This window comes from Azospirillum sp. NS33 (assembly GCF_059703765.1).
In genome coordinates, this window is record NZ_BAAKJB010000068.1 from 1 (window position 1) to 6321 (window position 6321).

The following is a 6321-nucleotide window of genomic DNA, read 5'->3' on the forward strand; positions in this document are numbered from 1 at the left end:
GGCGCCGGTGATCGCCAGGGTGCCGCCGTCGAGGGTGACGGCCCCGGCGCCGAGGTTGCCGTCGCCGGCGACGGCGACGGTGCCGCCGCTGACGGTGGTGGTGCCGGAATAACCGTTGCTGCCGCTCAGGGTGAGGGTGGCGGTGCCGGTCTTGGTGAGGGCGCCGGTGCCGGTGATGGCGCCGCTGACGGTGGCGTCAGCGGCGGTGCTGATGGTGCCGTGCGCGGCGCCGAGGGTGACCGCGTTGTCGATCACCGTGGCGCCGGTGATCGCCAGGGTGCCGCCGTCGAGAGTCACGGATCCGGCGCTCAGATTGCCGTCCGCCGCGACCGACAGCGTGCCCTGGCTGATCGTCATGGTGCCGGACGCGCTGTTGGCGCCGGCCAGGGTCAGGGTGCCGGTGCCCGTCTTCACCAGGGCGTTCGCGCCGTCGTCGGTCACGGTGCCGCTCAGCGTGACCGCGTGGCCGCCGGTGTCGATCGTGGCCGTGTTCTCCACCTCGAGTTGGGAGGTGTAGACGGCGTCGGTGGAAAACCGGACGGTCGAGGTGCCGCTGACGTCGATCAGCGGGGTCGACGTCGTGGTTCCGAGTTCCACGGTCGCGTCGACGATCCAGATCCTGCTCGAATGGTCGACCGCTCCGTTGAAGGTGACGGTCCCTCCGCCCTGTGCCAGGAGAACCCTCGCACCGGCCGTGAAGGTAAAGCCCGTGTCGAGCGTCAGCGTCTGGCCGGACCCCACGTCGAAATAGAGATGGGAATCCGCCACGATGTCGGAGCCGCGGATGGTGAGCGAGGTTGTCGTTCCCGAATACTGGAACGACGCGGCGGCACCGAGCGAAAAGATGGGCGATCCGGTGAGATCGATTGCGCCGCCGGTCCCGAGATTGTGAAAGGACAGCAATTGGTCGCTCGCCGCCGCGGCGGCCCGGAGGGATCCCGCGATGGTGTCGCCGCTCGTGTTCGTGATCTGCACCGCGAGAAGACCGGGCCAGCCGTCCGCCCGCTCCGGATCGATCAGGCCGGGAACGGCGCCGGGCCGGGCCCGGGCCTGCACGTCGAGCGCCCAGTCGCCGCCCAGCGATGCGGCGCCGGTCGGCGTGGTCGAGGCGAGCACCGGAGCGTCGAGCGCATGGGCGAGGGCCGCGACGAACCGGCGCCCGTCCGCTCCCCGGCCGACGGCGCAGCCGTAGAGAACCAGGGCGCGCCCTGCCAGCGCCCGCCGGAGCGCGTCCACCCGGGGATCTCCCCGCACCATCGAAGGGAGGGTGATGCGGTCCCCGCCAAGCTGCAGGACGCCCGGCCGTCCGTGGCAGAACAGGTGGACCGAGGCGACCGCCGGTCCGGCGTCACGCACCGCGGCGGCGAGAGACGTCAGCGCGTCCGCGCCCGGGCGGAGGCCGCGGACGACCGGCGCGCCGGTCATGGCCCGCACCAGCAGGCCCGGCGCCGGAAGTCCCGCATCGATAATGGCCAGAGATCTTCCCTGGCCTTCGCAAGACGTCTCGGCTCCATGGAAGATCAGGGCGGATTCCGACCTGGGCCCACGGCTCTGCATCGTTATCAACCCCGCGATTTTTCTAAAACTCTAAATTCCGATGTCTGCAAGTGCGCTTTGCCGGAATACCCCATCATTCGCCGGATCGCCACCAAAATCATAGGAACACTGACAATAGGATGGGGCACTCCACCCGCTGCTTTCCTCGGCCGCGGGCGGTCGGGTGACATCTGCCGGCTGATGACCGGGGCGGCCCGACGGCGCCCCCCGACATCCCCTGCGGGACATCTTTACACGGCGCATGTCTTCGGCTATGAGGGTCGGACCATGAAGATCGCCCTCGCCCCGACCGCCACCACCACCACGAAAACGACCCGCTGCGGCGGGCCGTCGGATGGTGTCGTGCGCTAAGGTCTGAGCCGCGCTTCACACCACGAGGGCCCCGCCGGACACGGACGGGGCCCTTGTCGTATCGGGGCTCCCGTCCACGGTCCGGCCGGGCCGGCCCAACGACACCAGGACGGAGTAGTCACAGCATGCCTGCCGCCAGTTCCCCCGCTCCCCGCACGGTCGCCATCGTCGGCGCCACAGGCGCCGTCGGCCGCGAGATGATCGAGGTCCTCCACGCGCGCGGCTTTCCGGTGGGCGAGCTGCGCCTGCTGGCCTCCGGCCGCAGCGCGGGCAAGGTCTTCGACACCCCCTATGGCCCGCTCACCCTGCAGGAATTCTCGGTCGACAAGGTTGCCGATTGCGACGTCGTGCTGCTGGCGGTCTCCGGTGACTTCGCCAAGGCGCACGCCCCGGCCATCGCCGCCGCCGGGCCGCTGGTGATCGACAACTCCTCGGCCTTCCGCTACGACCCCGCGATCCCCCTGATCGTGCCGGAGATCAACGCCCACGTCTTCAGCGGCGGCGGCCGGCTGATCGCCAACCCCAACTGCACCACGGCCATCGCGGTGGTGGCGCTGGGGCCGCTGCACAAGGCCTTCGGCCTGAAGCGCGTCATCGTCTCGACCTACCAGGCCACCAGTGGCGCCGGGGCCGAGGGCATGGCCGAGCTGGAGGAGCAGACCCGCAACCATCTCGACGGCCGGCCGGTCGCCGGCACGGTGTTCCGCCACCCCATCCCGTTCAACCTGATCCCGCAGATCGACGCCTTCCAGGACAACGGCTACACCAAGGAGGAGATGAAGGTCACCTGGGAGACCCGCAAGATCCTGGAGCTTCCGGACCTCCCCGTGAGCTGCACCGCCGTGCGCATCCCCACCTACCGGGCGCACGCCGAGGCGATCACCGTGGAGACCCTGTCGCCGGTCACCCCCGATGCGGCCCGCCGCGTGCTGGCCGACGCCCCCGGCGTGACGCTGAGGGACGCGCCGGACGACGGTGTGTACCCCATGCCGATCAACGCCACCGGCCGGTTCGACGTCGAGGTCGGGCGCATCCGCACCAGCCTGGTGTTCGGGGACCACGGCCTCGACCTGTTCGTGTGCGGCGACCAGTTGCTGAAGGGCGCCGCGCTCAACGCCGTGCAGATCGCCGAACTGTCGCTCTGAGCCCCCGGGTCCGCCCGCCGTTCTGCGTTTCGTAATCGAAACGAACGCTGCCACGGCGGCACGCTGCCACGGGCGCCGTGGCGGGGCGGCACGGCCAGGGGACACGTCCCGCCATACCAGGGCCCCGGCCGGAGCGTTCCGGCCGGGGCCTTTTCTTTGTCGTCGATGCCCGTCGGCGTGCACCGTGCAACGCCCCAGTTGCATGGACCGCGTGGCCCGGTGGCGCCACCATGTTCCTGTATTCGCAGTGCCGGCAGCCGTTGATCGTCGTTCAGCTATTGTTGACGTCACTGCTTCTCAACATGAAAATATCCTCCAAGATTTTCGCGTGTATGGTCCCTGTCAAATCAGACCGGCCGATCCGGCGCGCGTATTGCCTGCGCGCGCCGACGATGTCTTCGTGCGGGCCAACGATGGCCCCGGCCGTCCGGACGGAGTGGAGAACCGCCTCCGAAGGCACGACAACCGCGGCGGGCATCGGACGGGGCTTCGTCCGTGAACGGCGTGCCGCGGATCATTCCACCATCGCCGGAGGCCACGGGCGACGTGGGCCGGCCGGCCAAGGGAGGGCGACGCGATGTTCGGTGGTGTGGGCGACGACCACATCGTCGGTTCCGATGCGGACGACACCCTGTCCGGAGGTGCCGGCAACGACACGCTGATCGGCGGCGCCGGCGGCGACACCTATCACTGGGGGCGTGGCGACGGACACGACGTGATCTCCGATGGCGGTTCCGGTGGCATCGACACCGTGGCCTTCGGAGCCGGGCTCACCCCGGATCACCTCACCTTCGCGTTCGTCGGCGGCGGCGGTCACCTCGTTCTCGGCATCGCGGGGACGTCCGACACGCTGACCCTCGCCGATGACCTCATGTCCCCGGCGCTGCGGATCGAGAGATTCCGTTTCGAAGACGGAACCATCCTGTCACACGGCGAGCTGATGGAACGCGCCCTGGCCGGGACGGCGGGAAACGACGTGCTGCGCGCCGACGAAACCGACAACACGTTCCTGGCCAGCCCCGGCAACGACGTCATGGACGGGCGCAGCGGCCGCGACACCTATCATTTCGGCCGAGGCTCCGGCCAGGACACCGTCGGCGAGTACGACGCCAGCGGGGGGGGCGACGCCGTCGTGTTCGGTGCCGGGGTCGCCGTTGGCGACCTGACCTTCGACTATGGCGGAGGCGGCAAGGATCTGGTGATCGGCATCGCCGGCACGGACGACACCCTGACGCTGAGCGGCGATCTCCTGTCCGCGGCCTACCGGATCGAGGAATTCCGCTTCGCCGACGGACGCGTGCTCAGCCATGCCGCGTTGCTGTCCCTGGCTCATGCCGGCCGGCCGTCGGCCGGGACGCACTACGGCGACGAAACCGCCAACGTCTTCCAGACCGGCCCCGGCGCCGACCTGATGGTCGGCAAGGCCGGCAGCGACCTCTACCATTTCGGGCGCGGTTCCGGCCGCGACACCGTCTACGACACCGGGGCCCCCGGCGATGTCGACGTCGTCGTGTTCGGTGACGGCATCGCCGTCGCCGATCTGACCGCGTCGGTCAGCGGCACCGACCTGGTCATCGCCATCGCCGGCACGGCCGACACGCTCACGGTGGACGACGACCTCAACGGCACATCGCATCGGATCGACGCCTTCCGGTTCGCCGACGGATCCGTGCTGAGCCGGACCGAATTGCTGGCGCGTCTCCTGCCGGACACCGCCGGGGGCAGGGTGATCGAGGGCGGTGACGGGCCCGACACCTTCGCCGCCGCGCCGGGAAACGACACCCTGCGGGGGGGCCGGGGCGGCGACCTCTACCATTTCGGCATCGGCTCCGGCCAGGACGTCATCGAGGAGACGGGGGGCTCCCTGGACGTCGATACGGTGGTCTTCGGCGCGGGCATCGGGATCGGCGACCTGACCTTCGCCTTCACCGGCGGCGGCGATTTCGTCATCGGTGTGGGCGGGACACCCGACACCTTGACGGTGCGTGGCGTCGACGCCAGCGGACTGTACGGAATCGAGGCGTTCCGTTTTGCCGATGGCACCCTGCTCAGCGGGACGGCGATGCTGGCCCGGGCGCGCGACGGCGACGGCGATGGCGATGGCGACGACACGACCGGTGGCGGCGGTGGCGGTGGCGGTTCGCCCACCGCAGGGGACGACCGGATCGAGGGCGACGACGCGCCGGACACGTTGGATGGCGGGGCCGGCGACGACACGCTGGTCGGGCAAGGTGGCGGCGACACCTACGTCTTCGGCCGCGGCTATGGCCGGGACATCGTCGTCGAGACCGGCGGCGGGGCCCCCGGCGGCATCGACCGCGTCCAGTTCCGGGACGTCGGCGTGGCCGAGGTGACGCTGGCGCGGGTCGGCGACGACCTCGTCGTCGCGATCACCGGCACCACCGATTCCCTGGTGCTGGTCGGCGTCTTCGGCGATCCCGACGCCATGGTCGAGGAGCTCCGCTTCGCCGACGGCACGTCCCTGGACGCCGCCGCCTACACCGCGCTGACCGCCCCCGTGGTCTCCGACGAGCCCGGGGACGACGGCGTGATCGTCGGCACCCCCGGTGCGGACCGCCTGGTCGGCGACGGCCGTGCCAACGTGCTGGACGGCCTGGCCGGCGACGACACGCTGCTCGGTGCCGGCGGCGGCGACACCTATGTCTTCGACCGCGGCTACGGCCGGGACACCGTGCGGGAGGAGGGCGACGCGTTCGGCGGCGTCGACGCCGTGCGGTTCGGCACCGCCATCGCGCCCGGCGACGTGGTGGTGACGCGCTCCGGCACCGACCTGGTGCTGGGCATCGCCGGGACCACCGATGCGCTGGTGCTGTCGGACGCCCTCGGCGCCGCGAACCACCGGGTGGAGGAGCTGCGCTTTGCCGACGGGACGGTGTGGGACCACGCCGCCAGCGTGGCGCGGCTGACCATCGGCACGGCGGGCGACGACCGCCTGGAGGGCGACGATGCCGCCAATCTGCTGGATGGCCGGGCCGGCGACGACACCCTGGTCGGCCACGGCGGCGCGGACACCTACGTGTTCGGGCGCGGTTATGGGCAGGACGTCGTGGAGGAGGACGGCGGCGCCGGCGACGCCGTGGCCTTCGCCGCCGACGTGGCGCCGGGCGACGTGGCGCTGACGCGCACCGGCCCGGGTGGCGTCGACCTGACGATCCGCATCGCCGCCACCGGCGACACGCTGGTGATCGCCAACGCCTACGGCGACGCCGCGGCGGCGGTCGAGGCGCTGCGCTTCGCCGACGGCACG

At 71.0% G+C, this 6321-nt stretch carries 3 protein-coding genes; 2 read left to right on the forward strand and 1 reads right to left on the reverse strand.

Going from position 1 to position 6321, the window contains the following annotated elements; all coding sequences use genetic code 11:
• On the reverse strand, positions 1 to 1557 hold a 1557-nt coding region (locus AC6H2I_RS30215), incomplete at its 3' end, for a DUF4347 domain-containing protein (protein ID WP_497504501.1).
• 476 nt (positions 1558 to 2033) lie between these two features.
• Here AC6H2I_RS30215 and AC6H2I_RS30220 point away from each other — a divergent pair.
• Positions 2034 to 3053 carry an aspartate-semialdehyde dehydrogenase gene (locus tag AC6H2I_RS30220; protein WP_497504502.1) on the forward strand — a complete coding sequence of 340 codons (1020 nt, stop codon included), beginning with the start codon at positions 2034 to 2036 and terminating at the stop codon, positions 3051 to 3053.
• Positions 3054 to 3630: 577 nt separating this feature from the next.
• Positions 3631 to 6321 (forward strand): calcium-binding protein (locus AC6H2I_RS30225; protein ID WP_497504503.1); only part of this gene is annotated, 2691 nt, incomplete at its 3' end.